The organism is Kitasatospora sp. NPDC002522 (assembly GCF_053595195.1).
On the sequence record NZ_JBSFXE010000022.1, the window covers coordinates 36,028 to 53,640 of the forward strand.

Annotated in this window: 15 protein-coding genes; 10 read left to right on the forward strand and 5 right to left on the reverse strand. The window is 72.8% G+C overall.

Annotated elements, in window-relative coordinates:
- Positions 1-6: 6 nt before the first annotated feature.
- Positions 7-831 (reverse strand): IclR family transcriptional regulator, encoded by an 825-nt coding sequence (locus ACWD4U_RS19805; protein WP_363453211.1) that lies wholly within the window; start codon positions 829-831, stop codon positions 7-9.
- 200 nt (positions 832-1,031) lie between these two features.
- Between ACWD4U_RS19805 and ACWD4U_RS19810 the strand changes: the two genes are divergently transcribed.
- The 3 genes from ACWD4U_RS19810 to ACWD4U_RS19820 all read left to right on the forward strand — a co-directional run bounded on the left by ACWD4U_RS19810 (position 1,032) and on the right by ACWD4U_RS19820 (position 4,205).
- Positions 1,032-2,330: an extracellular solute-binding protein gene (locus ACWD4U_RS19810; RefSeq protein ID WP_363453349.1), complete on the forward strand. Its 1,299-nt coding sequence runs from the start codon at positions 1,032-1,034 to the stop codon at positions 2,328-2,330.
- Between the two features lie 64 nt (positions 2,331-2,394).
- A complete protein-coding gene (locus tag ACWD4U_RS19815; RefSeq protein WP_363453213.1) occupies positions 2,395-3,354 on the forward strand; it encodes a carbohydrate ABC transporter permease in 960 nt (319 codons plus the stop codon).
- Entirely contained in the window at positions 3,351-4,205 is an 855-nt protein-coding gene (locus ACWD4U_RS19820) for a carbohydrate ABC transporter permease (protein ID WP_363453215.1), read from the forward strand. The genes ACWD4U_RS19815 and ACWD4U_RS19820 overlap by 4 nt, the downstream gene beginning before the upstream one ends.
- A 36-nt stretch (positions 4,206-4,241) precedes the next feature.
- On the opposite strand, the gene aroA is transcribed toward ACWD4U_RS19820, so the two are convergent.
- Positions 4,242-5,465, reverse strand: a complete 1,224-nt coding sequence (aroA, locus tag ACWD4U_RS19825) for a 3-phosphoshikimate 1-carboxyvinyltransferase (protein WP_363453217.1) — start codon at positions 5,463-5,465, stop codon at positions 4,242-4,244.
- 150 nt (positions 5,466-5,615) lie between these two features.
- Between aroA and ACWD4U_RS19830 the strand changes: the two genes are divergently transcribed.
- Positions 5,616-5,945 carry a hypothetical protein gene (locus ACWD4U_RS19830; RefSeq protein WP_363453219.1) on the forward strand — a complete coding sequence of 110 codons (330 nt, stop codon included), beginning with the start codon at positions 5,616-5,618 and terminating at the stop codon, positions 5,943-5,945.
- A 170-nt stretch (positions 5,946-6,115) separates the two neighbouring features.
- Positions 6,116-8,116 carry a carbohydrate binding domain-containing protein gene (locus tag ACWD4U_RS19835; protein ID WP_363453221.1) on the forward strand — a complete coding sequence of 667 codons (2,001 nt, stop codon included), beginning with the start codon at positions 6,116-6,118 and terminating at the stop codon, positions 8,114-8,116.
- Between the two features lie 48 nt (positions 8,117-8,164).
- On the opposite strand, the gene ACWD4U_RS19840 is transcribed toward ACWD4U_RS19835, so the two are convergent.
- Complete coding sequence (locus tag ACWD4U_RS19840) at positions 8,165-9,778, reverse strand: ABC-F family ATP-binding cassette domain-containing protein (protein WP_363453223.1); 1,614 nt, start codon at positions 9,776-9,778, stop codon at positions 8,165-8,167.
- A 294-nt stretch (positions 9,779-10,072) separates the two neighbouring features.
- On the opposite strand from ACWD4U_RS19840, the gene ACWD4U_RS19845 reads away from it, so the two are divergent.
- The 3 genes from ACWD4U_RS19845 (at position 10,073) to ACWD4U_RS19855 (ending at position 13,140) form a co-directional block, all read left to right on the forward strand.
- Positions 10,073-11,722, forward strand: coding sequence for an ABC-F family ATP-binding cassette domain-containing protein (locus tag ACWD4U_RS19845; RefSeq protein WP_363453225.1), 1,650 nt, complete (start codon positions 10,073-10,075; stop codon positions 11,720-11,722).
- Positions 11,723-11,797: 75 nt separating this feature from the next.
- Positions 11,798-12,475: a nitroreductase family protein gene (locus ACWD4U_RS19850; RefSeq protein WP_363453227.1), complete on the forward strand. Its 678-nt coding sequence runs from the start codon at positions 11,798-11,800 to the stop codon at positions 12,473-12,475.
- Between the two features lie 71 nt (positions 12,476-12,546).
- Positions 12,547-13,140 carry a GNAT family N-acetyltransferase gene (locus ACWD4U_RS19855; protein ID WP_363453229.1) on the forward strand — a complete coding sequence of 198 codons (594 nt, stop codon included), beginning with the start codon at positions 12,547-12,549 and terminating at the stop codon, positions 13,138-13,140.
- A gap of 94 nt (positions 13,141-13,234) precedes the next feature.
- Here ACWD4U_RS19855 and ACWD4U_RS19860 read toward each other — a convergent pair whose 3' ends face one another.
- Positions 13,235-13,852: a TetR/AcrR family transcriptional regulator gene (locus ACWD4U_RS19860; RefSeq protein ID WP_363453231.1), complete on the reverse strand. Its 618-nt coding sequence runs from the start codon at positions 13,850-13,852 to the stop codon at positions 13,235-13,237.
- Between the two features lie 153 nt (positions 13,853-14,005).
- Here ACWD4U_RS19860 and ACWD4U_RS19865 point away from each other — a divergent pair, with 153 nt between their 5' ends.
- Positions 14,006-14,638 (forward strand): FMN-dependent NADH-azoreductase, encoded by a 633-nt coding sequence (locus ACWD4U_RS19865; RefSeq protein WP_363453233.1) that lies wholly within the window; start codon positions 14,006-14,008, stop codon positions 14,636-14,638.
- A gap of 51 nt (positions 14,639-14,689) precedes the next feature.
- Here ACWD4U_RS19865 and ACWD4U_RS19870 read toward each other — a convergent pair whose 3' ends face one another.
- A complete protein-coding gene (locus ACWD4U_RS19870; protein WP_363453235.1) occupies positions 14,690-15,643 on the reverse strand; it encodes an aldo/keto reductase in 954 nt (317 codons plus the stop codon).
- A gap of 314 nt (positions 15,644-15,957) precedes the next feature.
- Between ACWD4U_RS19870 and ACWD4U_RS19875 the strand changes: the two genes are divergently transcribed.
- Positions 15,958-17,493 (forward strand): carbohydrate binding domain-containing protein, encoded by a 1,536-nt coding sequence (locus ACWD4U_RS19875; protein ID WP_363453237.1) that lies wholly within the window; start codon positions 15,958-15,960, stop codon positions 17,491-17,493.
- The last annotated feature ends 120 nt before the right edge of the window (positions 17,494-17,613 follow it).

Sequence of the window (17,613 nt, forward strand, 5' to 3'; positions counted from 1 at the left end):
GGGTCGTCAGCGCGCGGCGCCCATGGTGCGGGAGACGCGGGTGGCGGTGGCGGCGACGGTGGGGCCGAGGTCGCGGACGCGGGCGGCGGTGATGCGGGAGGTGAGGGCGGAGACCGAGATGGCGCCGATGACGGTGTGGTTGTGGTCGAAGACGGGGGCGGCGATGCAGCGGACCTCGGGTTCGTTCTCGCGGTCGTCGACGGCGTAGCCGCGGGTGCGGATGCGGGTGAGCTCGGCCCGCAGGGCGTTCGCGGAGGTGAGGGTGCGGGTGGTGATGGCGGGCAGGCCGGCGGCGACCACCGCGCCGAGGACGTCCTCGGGCATCCAGGCGAGCATCGCCTTGCCGACGGCGGTGCAGTACATCGGGGCGCGGCTGCCGATCCGGGAGGCCATCCGCACGGCGGTCTCGTTCTCGACCTTGTCGACGTAGACCACGTACGGGGCGTCGGGGACGCACAGGTGGACGGTGCCGCCGACCTCGCGCATCAGCTGGTGGGCCTCCTCGGAGGCGGCGGTGCGCAGGTCGAGCGTGGCGAGGTAGGCCTGGCCGAGCCGGAGCGCGCCGGGGCCGAGCCGGTAGTGGCCGGAGTCCCGGTCGCGGGCGAGCAGTTGGGCGTCGACCAGCGGCGCTGCGAGCCGCAGCACGGTGGACTTCGACATGCCGAGGCCGTCGGCGAGCGCGGTGAGGCTGAGGTCGGCGCCCGCGTGGTCCCGGACGTGGTCGCGCACGTGTTCCAGGACGGCCAGGGCGCGGCGCAGCGACGCGGACTGGTTGCGCTCGGGGCGTTCGGCGCCCCGGTCCGCGGGGGTGTCGGCGGCGGTGCTGGTCATGGGGTGTGACGGTACGGCCTGCACGGGCTCCCGTGCCAGTTCCGCGGAACCTCGTTGTGCAGTGCACAACTTTCGCGATTGGCTCTTGTCGCCGTGCCCGGCGGCTTTCTAACGTCCCGCTCACACCGATCCCCCACTGCATGTCCCGTTTTGTGACGTGCAGGTGCGTCCCGCCTGTGGCGAGGAGATGTGAGTTGAGCATGAAGAAGCTGGCCCGTGGAGCCGCCCTGGCCGTGCTGGCGGGCACCGTGGCGACCGCCTGCGCCCCGGGTACCGCGAAGAGCACCTCGTCGGAGGACAAGCAGACCGGCACCGTGAAGGTGTGGCTGTACGACGAGGCGAACCGCGCCCCCAAGGAGCAGGTGGTGGCACAGGCGATCGCCGACTTCAAGGCGCAGCACTCGGGCGTGGACGTGCAGGTCAGCTACATCCCGACCGACGCGGGCCCGCGCGCCGAGAAGATGAAGGGCGCGTTCAACGACCCGGCCTCCGCCCCGGACGTGGTGGAGTTCGGCAACACCGACCTGTTCGGCTACACCGCCTCCGGCGGCCTGGCCGACATCACCGCCGACCTGGCGAACTGGGCCGAGGGCAAGGACCTGCCGCAGGACCTGAAGGACACCGCGGTGGTGGACGGCAGGACCTACGGCCTGCCGTGGTGGCTGGGCGTCCGTGCGCTGTACTACCGCACCGACCTGTTCGGCGAGTTGGGCCTGCAGGCGCCCACCAGCTACGCCGAGCTGAAGTCCGCGGCGGAGAAGGTCCGGGCCGCCCACGGCGACCTGCAGGGCATCGCGGTCGGCGGCAAGTACACCTTCGGCGCGCTGCCGTTCGTCTGGGCGGCGGGCGGCGACCTGGCCACCGCGAAGGGCGGGGCGTACACCGCGTCGATCGACTCGGAGAAGTCGCAGGCGGGCGTGAAGGCGTACACCGACCTGTTCTCGGACGCGATCTGTCCGGCCCAGCAGTGCGCGGACCTGACCGGCGGCAAGACGGTGGAGTCGTTCGCCGCCGGCAAGGCCGGCATGGCGATCCTGCCGAACTCCTCGCGCAGCGCGGTGGAGGCGGGCGCCGCGAAGGGCAAGTACGCGATCGTGCCGCTGCCGGGCACCGCGGCCGGGTCGATCGCCCCGGCGTTCTCCGGCGGCAACGACCTGGGCGTCATGAAGTCCACCCAGCACCGCAGCCTGGCGGTCGACTTCATCAAGGTGCTGGCGGACAAGAAGAACCAGCTGGCGCTCTTCGACGCGATGGGCAACCTGCCGACGCTCTCCTCGGCCCGCGCCGAGGTGGTGCAGAAGCAGCCGTGGCTGAAGCCGTTCACGGACACCATCGCGGCGGGCACCAAGTTCGTCCCGAAGGACGCCGCCTGGGCCAGGATCGACGCCCAGGCCGTGGTGCCGACCCTGCTGCAGAAGGTGATCACCGGCAAGGCCGACGTGGCCGGCGCGAGCAAGGAGGCGGCGACCGCGATGAATTCCGCCTTCAGCGCCAAGTAGCCGTCAGTCGCCCCACCACCACCCGATCATCCGTCAACCGAGAAGAAGCGACGGGAAGTTGTCGATGTCTGCCACGACCGTCTCCACCCGGGCGGACCAGGGTGACGCCCCGGTCCGCCCGGTGAAGGGCCGCCGCGCCGCCGGGCGGCTCGCCCGGATCCCCGCCCCGCTGTGGCTGCTGCTGCCGGCCGCGCTGGTGCTGATCCCGCTGTTCGGCTATCCGCTGTACCAGCTGGGCCTGCTCTCGGTGCTGAAGTTCGGTCAGCCGCAGGCCTCCGGCGGGGTGCCCGCCGAGTTCGTCGGGCTGCGGAACTACACCGAGGTGCTGGGCGACCGGCAGTTCTGGTCGGTGCTCGGCCAGACCCTGGGCTTCGCCGCGTTCTGCGTGGTCGCCACCCTGGTGGTCGGCGCGGTCTGCGCGGTGCTGCTCACCCGGGTCGGGAAGTGGCCCCGGCTGATGCTGATGTTCGGCGCGCTCGGCGCCTGGGCGGCGCCCGCCATGACCGGCTCCACGGTGTGGATGTTCCTGCTGGACACCAACACCGGCCTGGTCAACGAGGCGCTCGGCACCCAGGGCCACAACTGGATGTACGACAAGTGGTCGGCGTTCGCGATGGTCGCGGTCGTGGTGGTCTGGCACAGCTTCCCGTTCGTGATGATCACCCTGTACGCGGGCATCCAGGCCATCCCGGACTCGGTCCTGGAGGCCGCCCGCCTCGACGGCGCGGGCACCGTCACCGTGTTCCGCAGGATCATGCTGCCGATGCTGCGGCCGCTGCTGGTCATCGTGGTGATCCAGTCGGTGATCTGGGACTTCAAGGTCTTCACCCAGATCTACGTGATGACCGGGGGCGGCGGCATCGCCGGCCAGAACCTGGTGCTCAACGTGTACGCCTACCAGAAGGCCTTCGTGGCGGAGAACTACAGCCTGGGCGCGGCGATCGGCGTGCTGATGACGCTGATCCTGCTCGCCGTCACCGCCCTGTACATCCGCACCCTGCGGCGTTCCGGGGAGGAACTGTGATCGGCAAGCGTGACAACCGGGTGCTGCGGCACGGCGCCGACACCGCCGCGGTGGTGATCGCCCTGCTCACCGTCTTCCCGCTGTACTGGATGGTGCTCTCGGCGCTGAAGCCGAAGGGCGAGATCACCTCCGCGCACCCGCGGCCGTGGACCTTCGCGCCGACCCTGGAGAACTTCCGCAACGCGCTGGGGGTCTCCGGGTTCGCCCGCTACTTCGCCAACAGCCTGCTGGTGGCGGTGGTCGTGGTGGTGCTCTCCGCGGCGGTGGCGTTCCTGGCGGCGGTGGCGCTGTCCCGGTTCAGGTTCCGGTTCCGGACCACCGTCCTGATCATGTTCCTGGTGGCCCAGATGGTGCCGGTCGAGGCGCTGACCATTCCGCTGTTCTTCCTGGTCCGCGACCTCGGCACGGTCGCCCCGGGCTTCGGCCTGTCCTCCCTGGGCTCGCTGATGCTGGTGAACCTGGCGTTCTCGCTGCCCTTCGCGGTGTGGATGCTGCGCGGCTTCGTCGCCGCCGTGCCGGAGTCGCTGGAGGAGGCCGCCCGGATCGACGGCGCGAGCCGGTTCACCATCCTGTGGCGGATCCTGTTCCCGCTGGTCGCCCCCGGCCTCGCGGCGACCAGCGTGTTCTCCTTCATCACCGCCTGGAACGACTTCGTCTTCGCCAAGACGCTGATCCTGGACACCGACCACCAGACCCTGCCGGCCGCGCTGCTGGTCTTCTTCAAGCCGGACGAGAACGACTGGGGCGGCATCATGGCGGCCTCCACCCTGATGACCGTGCCGGTGCTGGTCTTCTTCGTGCTGGTGCAGCGTCACATGGTGTCCGGCCTCGGCGGCGCGGTGAAGGACTGACGGGCCGGGCCGGCAGGCTGACGGACCGTCGGCCGGTCAGCCCCGCGCCCAGGCGGCGAACGCCTCGTGGAAGTCGGGAAAGGTCTTGCGCACGCACCCGGGGTCGTCGAAGGTGATCCCGGGCGTGCGCAGTCCGGCGACCGCGAAGGACATCACGATGCGGTGGTCGCCGTGGGTGGCGATCTCCGCCGCCTTCGGCGTTCCCGGGCGGATCTCGATCCAGTCCCGCCCGGTCGCCACGTCGACGCCGAGCCGGCGCAGGTTCTCCGCGCAGGCGTCCAGCCGGTCGCACTCCTTGACCCGGGTGTTGTAGACGTCCTCGATCCGGATCGGCCCGGAGGCGAACGGCGCGATCGCCGCCAGCGTCGGCATGGTGTCGGAGATGTCCCGCATGTTGACGGTCCCGCCGGTCAGCGTCCCGCCGGTGACCGTGGTGGAGTCCGCCCCGACCTCCACCTTCGCGCCGAGCCGCTCCAGCACCTCCACGAACCGCAGGTCCCCCTGCAGGGCGTCCCGCCCCAGACCCGGAACGGTCACCTCACGGCCCGTCAGCGCGGCGGCGGCGAAGAAGTACGAGGCGGTGGAGGCGTCCGGCTCGACGGGGTAGCGGACCGCCGTGTAGCCGCCCGGCGGGACGGTGAAGACCGAGCCCTCCCGGACCACCTGCACGCCGAAGCTGCGCATCATCGCCAGGGTGATCTCGATGTACGGCGCGGAGACCAGGTCGGTGACGGTGATCCGCAGGCCGGTGCGGGTCAGCGGGCCGAGCAGCAGCAGCGCCGTCAGGTACTGCGAGGACAGGCCCGCGTCCAGCGTCACCTCGCCGCCCTCGACGCCGTTCGCGCGGATGCTCAGCGGGTGGTGGCCGTCGCTGCCGTGGTGCTCCAACTCCACGCCGAGGGCCTTGAGCGCCCCGGTCAGCGGGCCGAGCGGGCGGCGGCGCATCTGCTCGGAGGCGTCGAAGTGGAAGGTGCCGTGCCCGGCGGCGGCCAGCGTCGGCAGGAACCGCGCGGTGGTCGCCCCGTCCCGGCAGTACACGCTCGCCCCGTCGACGGCCGGGCCCTGCGGGCGGCCGGTGATCCGCCACTCCCGCTCGCCGCGCTCCACCTGGTAGCCGAGGGCCAGCAGTCCCTCCGCGAAGCCCTCGGTGTCGTCCGAGCGCAGCGGCCGCACCAGCGTGGTCACCCCGTCGGCGGCGGCGGCCAGGAACAGCGCACGCGCGGTGACCGACTTCGAACCGGGGATCTCGACGGGAGTCACGGGGACGCTCCAGGCGCGACGGGAACAGGGCGCCCCGATCCTGCCCGGCCCGCGCGGGCCCGCGCCGGAGCGTCTTACGGGTTGGACAGGGCGGGCGGTGCCAGGATGGGAGCAGCACACCCCTCGTCTCGTCCCGTCCGGGAGCAGGTCATGAGCCGCGACTACTACTTCCACCGCGAGTACGCCGGGTGTTCGGTCACCGTGGGGGTGTACCTGGGGACGGCCCGGGCGGTCGAGCTGCTGGTGGACGGCCACGAGGTGGGCCGGGAGCAGGTGGCGGGGCACCACGAGCAGGTGTCCGTCCTGCACACCACGCTGCCCACCGACCCGCCGCAGCCGGTGTCCGTCGAGGCGGCGCTGCCCGCGGCGATGCGCGGCGACCCGGAGTGCACCCTGGTCGCGGCGGGCGAGCGGCTGCCGATGCCGCAGCGGCCGATGCCCCACCGGGCACGGCCGACCGAGGAGTCCTGGTACCACTGACCCGGCGAAGGCATGCGGGTACGGCGGGATGAGTAGCTGACGTCCGATCAATTCGCATCATTCGATCGCCTATCGATCGAAAGGTCTGAATATATTGACTCGATCAGACGGCCAACCTACGGTGCGGGGCGGGCGCCCATCCCACCCTTCCATTCTCGGGAGTCCCCACGATGCTCCTGCCCGCCACCCTCCGGCGTGCCGTGCCCCTGGCGCTGGCCGCCGCCACCCTCGTCTCCCCCGCCCTCCCCGCGACCGCGGCGAGCGCGGCCACCGCAACCGCCTGGTACCTGGACTGCTCGGCCGCCTCGAACGGCGTCGGCACCCAGGCCTCGCCGTGGAACGGCCTCGCCACCGCGAACGCGCACCTGTTCCAGCCCGGTGACCAGCTGCTGCTCAAGCGCGGCGCGACCTGCACCGGCACCCTGAAGCCGCAGGGCTCCGGCACCCCCGGCGCCCCGATCACGCTGGCGGGCTACGGCACCGGCGGCGCGCGGCCCGTGGTGGCCGGCGACCCGGCGTCCGCCGAGAACGCCGCCGTCCACCTGTCCGACGTCGAGCAGTGGGAGATCCGCGACCTGGAGATCACCTACACCGACACCGCCGCCACCAAGCGCGAACGCAACGGCCTGCTGGTGGAGATCGCCGACCTCCCCGACGGCGTCGGCACCCACTACCTGGTCGACGACGTCTACGTGCACGACGTCAACGGCGACGCCACCAAGTGGTCCAACGGCATCCAGTTCCGGGTCTCCGGCACCACCACGCCCACCAACTTCGACGACGTGACGGTGCAGAACTCGACCGTCGCGCACGTCGACCGCGAGGGCCTGACGAACCGTTCGACCTGGATGTGCCGCCCGAGCTACGGCACCGGCGACGGCTGCGGCACCACCAGCAACTGGCGCGCCAGCACCCGCCTGGTCTTCCGCGGCAACACGATCAGCGACACCGGCGGCGACGGCATCGTCGTCCGCGCGGCCGACCACGCCCTGGTCGAGCACAACACCGCGTACGACATCGCGATGCGTCCGATGGGCTCCAACGCGGGCATCTGGACCATCAACTCGGACTACACCACCGTCCAGTACAACGAGGTGCACCACGTCCGCCGGCTCTCCGACAACAACGACGGCATGGCCTTCGACTCGGACTACGGCAACACCGGGGCGCTCTTCCAGTACAACTACAGCCACGACAACCAGGGCGGCTTCATGCTGTTCTGCGGGGCCTGCGGGGCCGGGTCGTCCTCGACCGGGACGGTGGTCCGCTACAACCTGAGCCGGGCCGACCAGAGCCGCTGGCTGTTCGCGGTCGGCGAGAAGAACGCCCGGATGTACAACAACACGGCGTACCTGCCGAGCGGTTCGACCACCGCGATCATCCAGCAGGGCTCCGGCACCTCGACCACCGCGATGAGCGGGAACCTCTTCTACAACCTGGGCAGCGGCGGCTACACCGGCTTCGGCGGCAACGCCTACAAGCCGGGCGACTTCGGCTGGGACTCCAACGCGTTCTACGGCGGCCACCCGGCCAACGAGCCGACCGACCCGGGCAAGCTGACCGCCGACCCGCAGCTCGTCAATCCGGGCGGTACCGACCCGGCGGACTACCGGCTCGGCGCCGCGTCCCCGGCCCGCGGCGCGGGCGCGAGCGTGCCGGCCAACGGCGGGCACGACTACTTCGGCGCCGCCGTGCCGCAGGTCTGCCGACCGGACACCGGTTTCGCGCAGGCCGCCGCCTTCGACGACGCGGCCTGCACCGCCGCCGACCCGGTGCGCAACGGCGGCTTCGAATCCGGCGCCCTCGCCCCCTGGACGTACTACGGCGGCGCGGTGCTGGACACCGCCAACGCGCACAGCGGCGGCTACGCGGTGCGGGTCGGCCCGGCGCAGGCCGCCGCCGAGCAGGTGATCAGCGTGCAGCCGAACACCAGCTACCGCCTCGCCGGCTGGGGCAAGGTGTCGGCGACGGGCAGCGAACTGTCGCTGGGCGTGAAGCAGTACGACACCGCCGGGTCCAGCACCCGGGCGGCCTTCACCGCCACCGCCTACAGCCAGGGCTCGACGGTCTTCACCACCGGGCCGACCGCCACCACCGCGCGCATCTACTGCTACGCGCGCAGCGGCAGCGGTTACGGCTACTGCGACGACGTGACCGTCAGCAGGATCTGACGCGCCGTCAACCACTGCTCCGGGGGCGGCGACCGGCCCGGGAACGCGTCAGCGCGGGTCCACCGGGTGGAGCTCACCCCCGTCCCACTCCAGCCAGCGGGTGATCCCGATCTCCCGCAGGAACGGCAGGTCGTGGCTGGCGACGATCAGCGCGCCCCGGTAGCCCGCGAGGGCCTGGGTGAGCTGGCGGACGCTGGCCAGGTCCAGGTTGTTGGTCGGCTCGTCGAGCAGCAGCAGCTGCGGCGGCGGGTCGGCCAGCAGCAGGGCGGCCAGCGTGGCGCGGAAGCGCTCGCCGCCGGAGAGCGTCCCGGCCGGCTGGTCGGCGCGGGCTCCGCGGAACAGGAACCGGGCCAGCCGGGCCCGGATCGCGTTGTCGCCCGCGCCCGGGGCGAACCCCCGGACGTTCTCGAACACCGTGGCGTCGTCGTCCAGCAGGTCGAGCCGCTGCGGCAGGTGGCGCATCGGCACCGGGACGGTCACCTCGCCGCCGCCGGCCGGGGAGAGCTCCCCCGCGATGGTGCGCAGCAGCGTGGTCTTGCCGGAGCCGTTGCGGCCGACCAGGGCGATCCGCTCCGGCCCGCGCAGCTCCAGGTCGACCTCGCCGCCGTACGCCAGCCGGACGTGGTCCAGCGTCAGCACGGTGCGCCCGGCGGGGACGGCGGTGCGCGGCAGGTCGATGCGGATCTCCGCGTCGTCCCGCACCGCCTCCTCGGCGGCGGCGAGCCGCTCCTTGGCCTCGTTGAGCCGCTCGGTGTGCATGCCGCGCAGCCGGCCGGCGGTCTCCTCGCCCTTGGCCTGCATCTTGTCGGCCAGCGCCTTGGGGTCGTTGCGCCGGACCGCGCGCGCCTTGCCGTAGGCGGCGGACTTGGCCAGCCGCTGGCTCGCCTCGACCAAGTCCCGCTTCTGCCGCTTCACGTCGGCCTCGGCGTTGCGCACCAGCCGCTCGGCGGTCTCCTGCTCCTGCTCCAGCGCCTCCTGGTAGGCGGTGAAGTTGCCGCCGTACCAGGTGACTTCGCCGTCCCGCAGGTCGGCGATCTGATCCACCAGGTCGAGCAGCTCGCGGTCGTGGCTCACCAGCAGCAGCACGCCGGGGAAGGCGGCCACCGCGTCGTACAGCCGGGCGCGGGCCTGGGTGTCCAGGTTGTTGGTCGGCTCGTCGAGCAGCAGGACGTCCGGGCGGCGCAGCAGCAGCGCGGCGAGGTGCAGCAGGACGGCCTGGCCGCCGGAGAGCTGCCCGGTGGTGCGGTCGAGTTCGAGTTCGGTCAGGCCGAGCCGGTCGAGGGTGGCGCGGGCGCGCTCCTCGACGTCCCAGTCGTCGTCGAGCGCGGTGAAGTGCCGCTCGTCGACGTCTCCCGACTCGATGGCGTGCAGGGCCTCGCGCTTGCCCCGGATGCCGAGCGTCTCGTCCACCCGCTGGTCCGAAGCGACCGTCAGGTCCTGTGGCAGGTAGGCGAGTTCGCCCGCCACCCGGACGGTGCCGGAGACCGGGGTGAGCCGCCCGGCGATCAGCCGCAGCAGCGTGGACTTGCCCGCGCCGTTCAGCCCGATCAGCCCGGTGCGGCCGGGGCCGACCGCGAGGTGGAAGCCGCTCAGCACGCTGCGGCCGTCGGGCCACTCGAAGCCGAGGTCGGTGCAGAGGATGGAGGTGGTCGGTTGCGCCATGGAGGAGCCTCCTGCGTGGTTGCCGTGGAAAGGGGAGCAACACGGAGAGACACCGGGGACACGGGTGCGCAGTCGAACGGCCTGCTGCCCTGCCGAGGTCGCACTCGCGCCCGCACGCCGATGGGCACCCGGAGATGACACGGGTGTGGCGTGGCGCGGTGTCTCATGACCTCAGACGAGCAACGGCTTTCTCCAGACAGGCGGGGATGTGACGCCTCCGAGGCTACGCAGCCGCCGGGAGCCGCCGCAACGGAATTAAGTCCCGGGAGGAGTCCCGTTTAGGATCGGGGCATCATGACTGCCACTCTCGTCGTCAAGGACCTCGCCGCCGGCCACGGTGAGCGCACGCTGTTCGCCGGGCTCGACCTGGTCGTCGCCCCGGGCGACGTGATCGGGCTGGTGGGGGTGAACGGCGCGGGCAAGTCCACCCTGCTGCGGCTGCTCGCCGGGCTGGACACCCCCGAGGCGGGGAGCCTGCGGCTCAGCCCGCCGACCGCCAACGTCGGCCACCTCCCGCAGGAGCCGGAGCGCCGCGCGGGCGAGTCGGTGCGCGACTTCCTGGCCCGCCGCACCGGTGTGGCCGCGGCGCAGGCCGCGCTGGACGAGGCCACCGAGGGCCTGGTGGAGGGCCGCCCGGGCGCCGACGACGCGTACGCGGTGAGCCTGGACCGCTGGCTGGAGCTGGGCGGCGCCGACCTGGAGGAACGCGCCGAGGAGGTCGCCGGCACGCTCGGCCTGAAGGTCTCCCTCGACCTGCCGATGACCGCGCTCTCCGGCGGCCAGGCCGCCCGCGCGGGCCTGGCCTCGCTGCTGCTCTCCCGCTACGACGTGTTCCTGCTCGACGAGCCCACCAACGACCTCGACCTGGACGGCCTGGAGCGCCTGGAGTCCTTCGTCAAGGGTCTGCGGGCGGGCACCGTGCTGATCAGCCACGACCGCGAGTTCCTCGCCCGCACGGTCACCCGGGTGCTCGAACTCGACCTGCACCAGCAGCAGGTGAACCTCTACGGCGGCGGCTACGACGCCTACCTGGAGGAGCGCGCCATCTCCCGGCGGCACGCCCGCGAGGAGTACGAGGAGTACGCCGACACCAGGGCCGGGCTGGAGGCGCGCGCCCAGATGCAGCGCAACTGGCTGGAGCACGGCGTGCGCAACGCCCGTCGCAAGGGCGGCGACAACGACAAGAAGGCCCGCGCCCAGCGCGCCGAGTCCACCGAGAAGCAGGCCGCCAAGGCCCGGCAGACCCAGCGGATGATCGAGCGCCTGGACGTGGTCGAGGAGCCGCGCAAGGAGTGGGAGCTGCGGATGGAGATCGCCGCCGCGCCGCGCTCCGGCTCGGTGGTCGCCACGCTCCGGCAGGCCGCCGCCCGGCGCGGCGACTTCGCCTTCGGCCCGGTCGACCTGCAGATCGACTGGGCGGACCGGGTCGCCATCACCGGCGCCAACGGCGCGGGCAAGTCCACCCTGCTGGCCGCCCTGCTCGGCCGGCTGGAGCTGGACTCCGGCAGCGCCGCGCTCGGCTCCGGGGTGCAGATCGGCGAGGTCGAGCAGGCCCGCGGCCACCTCTTCGACGGCGGCGACGGCACGCAGCCGCTGCTGGACGCCTTCTCCGCCGCGGTGCCCGACGCCAACCCGGAGGACATCCGTACCCTGCTGGCCAAGTTCGGCCTCAAGTCGGTGCACGTGCTGCGCCCGGCGGCCACCCTCTCCCCCGGTGAGCGGACCCGGGCGGCGCTCGCCCTGCTGCAGGCCCGCGGGGTGAACCTGCTGGTGCTGGACGAGCCCACCAACCACCTCGACCTGCCCGCGATCGAGCAGTTGGAGGCGGCGCTCGCCTCGTACACCGGCACCCTGCTGCTGGTCACCCACGACCGGCGGATGCTGGACACCGTCGCGGTCAACCGCCGGCTGGTGGTGGCGGACGGCAAGGTCCGCGAAGCCTGACAGTTCTTGCCAGGTTGCGCCTTCGACTGCACGGCGCCTTCCACTGACGATCCCTCATGTGCTGTGCTGTCGCGCATGGTTGACAGTGCATCCAGCGAGGCGCCGACCTACCCGACGGTGCCGCTCCACCCGATGGCCGTCCCCGCCCAGGAGGCGGCCGACCGCTGCCGGGCCTTCCACGAGGTGATGGCCCGGCGCCGCACCGTCCGCGACTACGACACCCGTCCGCTGCCCGAGGGCGTGCTGGAGTGGGCGGTGCGCACCGCGGCGACCGCGCCCAGCGGGGCGCACGTCCAGCCCTGGCGGTTCGTCGTGGTGACCGACCCGGAGCGCAAGCGGCGGCTGCGGGAGGCCGCCGAGGCCGAGGAGCGGGAGTTCTACGGGCACCGGGCGTCCGCGGAATGGCTGGCCGCCCTCGCCCCGATCGGCACCGACTGGCGCAAGCCGTTCCTGGAGGACGCGCCCGCGGTGATCGTGGTCTTCGAGGTGCACAAGGGCCCCGACTCGCCCAGGCCCTACTACACGAAGGAGTCCGTGGGGATCGCGGTCGGCCTGCTGCTCGCCGCCCTGCACCAGGCGGGCCTGGCCACCCTCACCCACACCCCCAGCCCGATGCGCTTCCTCAACGAGGTCTGCGACCGCCCGCCGGAGGAGCGCGCCGCCTACGTCATCCCGGTCGGCTACCCCGCCGAGGGCGCCCGCGTCCCGGACCTGGAGCGCAAACCGCTGGAGGAGGTCCTGGTGCGGCTCTGACCGGCCCGGGAGGCGTCCGGAACCAGATATCCCCTGGTCGGGGCGGTATCACATGGTTCATACTCCGCTCCATGTATTACTCCACCGACGCATCTGACAACGCTCCGCAGCCGATCACCACGGGCCGCCCGCCGGAGCACCTCGCCCTCGACGGGGGCGTCCACCTGCGCCGCCGCCGGGTCGGTGACGCCCCCGGACTCAACGCGGCGGTGACGGCCAACCTCGACCACCTGCGCCCGTGGATGCCCTGGGCCCAGCAGACGCCCACCCTCTCCGGCAGCCTGGAGATGTCGGTGCGCGGCGAGCAGATCTGGGAGCAGGGCACCGACTTCATGTACGTCCTCGGGCTGGACGACGACCCCGCCAAGGTGATCGGCGCGCTGGGCCTGCACGGCCGGATCGGCCCCGGCGCGCTGGAGATCGGCTACTGGGTCGACCGCGAGCACACCGGGCGCGGCCTGGCCACCGCCGCCGCCCGCGCGCTCACCGGCGCCGCCCTCGGCCTGCCGGGCATCGAGCGGGTCGAGATCCACTGCGACGAGGCCAACGCCGCCAGCGCCGCCGTCCCGCGCAAGCTCGGGTACGCCCTGGACCGGATCGCCGACGAGGAGCCCACCGCCCCGGCGGAGACCGGCCGGAAGATGATCTGGGTCCACCAGGGCTGAGCGGCCGCCGGGCACACGTCAGCACCGCGGGAGGGCAGGCGCCTCCCGCGGTGCTTTCGCGTTCGGAGGGGGGCCGGAAGGGGGTGACGGGCCGTCAGCGGCGGGCGATCCGTTCGATCAGGGACTGCCAGCTGTCGGCCAGCGCCCGGCCGGCCGCGGTGCGGTCCGCGTCCTCGGCCGGGTCGGCGGACAGGTAGAGCAGCAGCGGGCCCTCGAGCGCGCTGGTGAGCTGGAGCGAGAGGCTGTCCACCTCGGGGACGCCCAGGCGGGCCTGGGTCAGCAGCATCCTGATGTGCGGCCGGGAGAACATCGGGCTGCCGGCCGCCGGGATGGGCGCCTTGCGGTCCAGGGTGGCCCGGGCCAGCTGGTGACGCCCCACCAGGAAGTCGATCCGGGCCCGGCCGTAGGCGATCAGCCGGTCGACCGGGTCGGCGCCGGGGCCGAGCGGCGGCGGGCCGCTGAGCACCCGGGCCTGCAGGGCGTGCTCGTCGTGGTCGAGCAGCGCCCGGAAGATGCCCGCCCGGGTGCCGAAGCGACGGAAGACCGTGCCCTTGCCGAGGCCCGCCCGCTCGGCGAGGCCGTCCATGGTGACCTTCTCCACGCCCAGCTCGTCGATCATCTCGCGCGCCGCCGCCAGCAGCAGCACGCGGTTGCGGGCGGCGTCCGCCCGCTCGGCGGGGGGTTCGCCGAAGGGCACCAGCGGTCTGTCCATGGGACCAACCTACCGCCCGGGAAGATAACCGGGGTACAGTCCGTTTAGGTGATGCCGGGCCCGATCCCACGGGCACCGCCACTTCGCCGTGCCGCCGACCCGCCACGCCCCGGACCCGCCGGGGCGACCGACCATGCTCCTGGAGAACCTGTCATGAACCTGTTCCGCCTGGACGCCAGCATCCTGCCCGCCGCCTCCTCCAGCGCCGAGATCGCCGACGCCGCCCAGGCCGAGTGGGCCGCCGCCCACCCGGAGGGCACCGTCACCAGCCGCCACCTCGGCACCGACCCGCTGCCCGGCGACGCCTGGACCCACGCCACCCTCGGCAGCTTCACCCCCGAGGAGCAGCGCAGCCCCGAGCAGCGGGCCGCGCTGGCCACCGCCGCCGCCCTCGCCGAGGAGGTGCGCGCCGCGGACGCCGTCATCATCGCCGTGCCGCTCTACAACTACGGCGTCTCGCAGCACTTCAAGACCTGGGTCGACCTGGTCATCGCGGCCGCCGGCCCGACCGCCCAGCTGCTGAAGGACACCCCGACCCTGCTGGTCACCACCATCGGCGGCGGCTACGGCCCCGGCACCCCGCGCGAGGGCTGGGACCACTCCACCCCGTACCTGGAGCGCGTCCTCGGCGACATCTGGGGCGGCGAGCTGACCGTGGTCAAGCGCGAGCTCACGATGGCCGCGGCCAACCCGGCGATGGCCGAACTCAAGCCGCTCGCCGAGCAGTTCCACACCGAGGCGCTGGACGCCGCGCGCAAGGCCGGCCGTAGCCTGGTCCGCGGCTGACGCCCCCGCGGCGACCCGGCGTCCACCGCGCCGAGCTCCCGCGGGCGGGTGTCACCGGCTGCCGACCGCCTGCGGGAGGGCGTCGAGGGCGGCCAGGTCATCGGCGGTCAGGGTCAGCCCGGCCGCGCCGGCGTTCTGCGCGAGGTAGCGCGGGGTCTTGGTGCCGGGGATCGGGATGACGTACTCGCCCTGGGCGAGGACCCAGGCGAGGGCGATCTGGGCCGAGGTGGCGCCGTGCCGGTCCGCGACGGCCTGCACGCGGTCGACCAGCGGCTGGTTGGCCTGGAGGGCGTCGGGCTGGAAGCGCTCCAGCTGGGCCCGCAGGTCGCCGGGCGGCAGGTCGGCGGGGGTGGTGAAGCGGCCGGTGAGCAGGCCGCGGCCGAGCGGGGAGAACGGCAGGAAGGCGATGCCCTGCCGCTCGGTGTAGGGGAGGACCTCGGCCAGGGCGCCGCGGCTCCACAGCGAGAGCTCGGACTGCACCGAGGCCACCGGGTGGACGGCCTGGGCCCGCCGGATCTCCTCGACCGTCACCTCGGAGAGCCCGATCGCCCGGGCCTTTCCGGCGGCGACCGCCTCGGCGAGGACGCCCCAGCTCTCCTCCAGCGGGACGGCCGGGTCGACCCGGTGCAGCTGGTAGAGGTCGACGTGGTCGGTGCCGAGCCGCCGCAGGGACTCGTCGATGGAGCGGCGGATGTGCTCCGGCCGCCCGTCGCGGACCATCCGCTCGCCGTTCGGGCCGACGGTCAGCCCGACCTTGGTGGCCAGGAACGCCCGCTCCCGCCAGCCGTCGGCCAGCGCCCGGCCCACCAACTCCTCGTTGACGTAGGGACCGTAGTAGTCGGCGGTGTCGATCAGGGTGACCCCGGAGTCCACCGCCGTGCGGATCACCTCCACCGAGGTCCGCTCGTCCCACCCGGTCGGGTCGTAGGCCCAGGACATCCCCATGCAGCCCAGGCCCACCGCGCCGACCGCCGAACCGCCCTGACCCACCGTCCGCTGCTGCATCCCGACTTCCCCTCGTCTCGCTGATCGCGTCTGCGGGAGCCACCCTGCCGGTTGGAGTGCACTCGAAGTCAACCCCGGATGATCAGGCGAAGGGAGCCTTAAGGACGGGTCAAGTGCCGGCCGGGTGCTTGACGCGCGCAGTTGGTCTAGTCCATTTTGAGTTGCACCGGACGGCCTCAGCCGCCCGCCCTGCACCGTGCTCAAGGCCCGTCCCCCGGACGGGCGTTCAGGACCGACCCCCACCGGTCCGGCGACCGCGCTCCCCCACGGACCTCCACGCGGTCAGGCCGGGCTACGTCCCGAAAGGCACCCCCATGCCCCGCGCGCTCCACCGCAGCCACGCCGCCTCCCGGCGCGGCAAGCTGCTCCCGCTCGCCTGCGCCACCGTCGTCGCGGCCGGCGCGCTCGCCACCCTGGCCTCCGGCGCGGACGCCGCCGCCGTCAACGTGCTGGCCAACCCCGGCTTCGAGTCCGGCTCGCTCGGGGCGTGGAGCTGCGCCAACGGCACCGGAACGGTCGTCACCTCGCCGGTGCACGGCGGCAGTTACGCGCTGAACGCGGCGGCGAGCAGCAGCGACACCGCCCAGTGCTCGCAGACCGTCGCCGTGCAGCCCAACACCACCTACAGCCTCTCCGCCTGGGTGCAGGGCCACTACGTCTACCTCGGCGCGACCGGCAGCGGCGTCACCGACCCGGCCACCTGGACGCCCGGCAACGGCGGCTGGCAGCAGCTCTCGGCCTCCTTCACCACCGGCGCGGCCACCACCAGCGTCACCGTCTACACCCACGGCTGGTACGGCCAGGGCGCCTACCAGGTGGACGACGTGGTGCTCTCCGGCCCGGCCGGCTCCTCCCCCTCGGCCTCGCCGTCGCAGTCCACCTCCCCCAGCGCCTCGGCCTCGCCCTCCCGGTCGGCGTCCCCGAGCGCCAGCCCGAGCCAGTCCGCCACCACCACCCCGCCGCCGGGCGTGGCGCTGCCGGTCGCACCGTACGTGGACATGGGCTCCTGGCCCACCCCCGTGCTCAAGGACATGGCCGCCGCGGGCAACCTGAAGTCCTTCACGCTGGCCTTCGTCACCTCCAACGGCTGCAAGGCCACCTGGTTCAACGCCTACGACCCGCGCACCGGTTGGGCCAAGGACCAGATCGACGCGCTGCGCGCCGCGGGCGGCGACGTCAAGGTCTCCTTCGGCGGCGCCTCCGGCACCGAACTCGCCCAGGCCTGCTCCACCGTGGACTCGCTCTTCGCCGAGTACGACGCCGTGGTCAAGGCCTACGACCTGAAGTACGTCGACTTCGACATCGAGGGCACCGCGGTGGTCGACTCCGCCGCCAACACCCGCCGCTCCGCCGCGCTCGCCAAGCTCCAGCAGGCCCACCCCGGCCTCAAGGTCTCGCTGACCCTGCCGGTGCTCCCCGAGGGCCTCACCGCGGACGGCGTCAGCGTGGTCCGCTCGGCCCGCGACGCCGGCGTCACCGTGGACGTGGTCAACGTGATGGCGATGGACTACAACCGGCCCACCACCGACTACGGCACCGACGCCGTCCAGGCCGGCCAGAGCACCCACGACCAGCTGGCGACGCTCTACCCCGCCAAGACCGACGCCCAGCTGTGGGCGATGACCGGCATCACCCCGATGCTCGGCGAGAACGACGACCACGGCATCTACAACCAGGCCGACGCCCAGCAGCTCGTCACCTTCGCCCAGCAGCACCACCTCGGCGAACTGGCCTTCTGGGAGATGACCCGCGACGCCGCGGCGTGCACCGGCGGCCCGCTCTACAAGTGCACCAACGTGACGCAGTCGCCGTACGAGTTCTCCAAGATCTTCGCCCAGTACAAGGGCTGAGCGGGCTGAACTCCGCGAGTTGACGCCCCGCCAGGAGACGCCCCGCCGCGACCCGCTCCCGGCGGGGCGTTCCCCTGGGGCGTTCCCGTCGGCGGTGGAAACTCGCAGGCCACCGCCGCC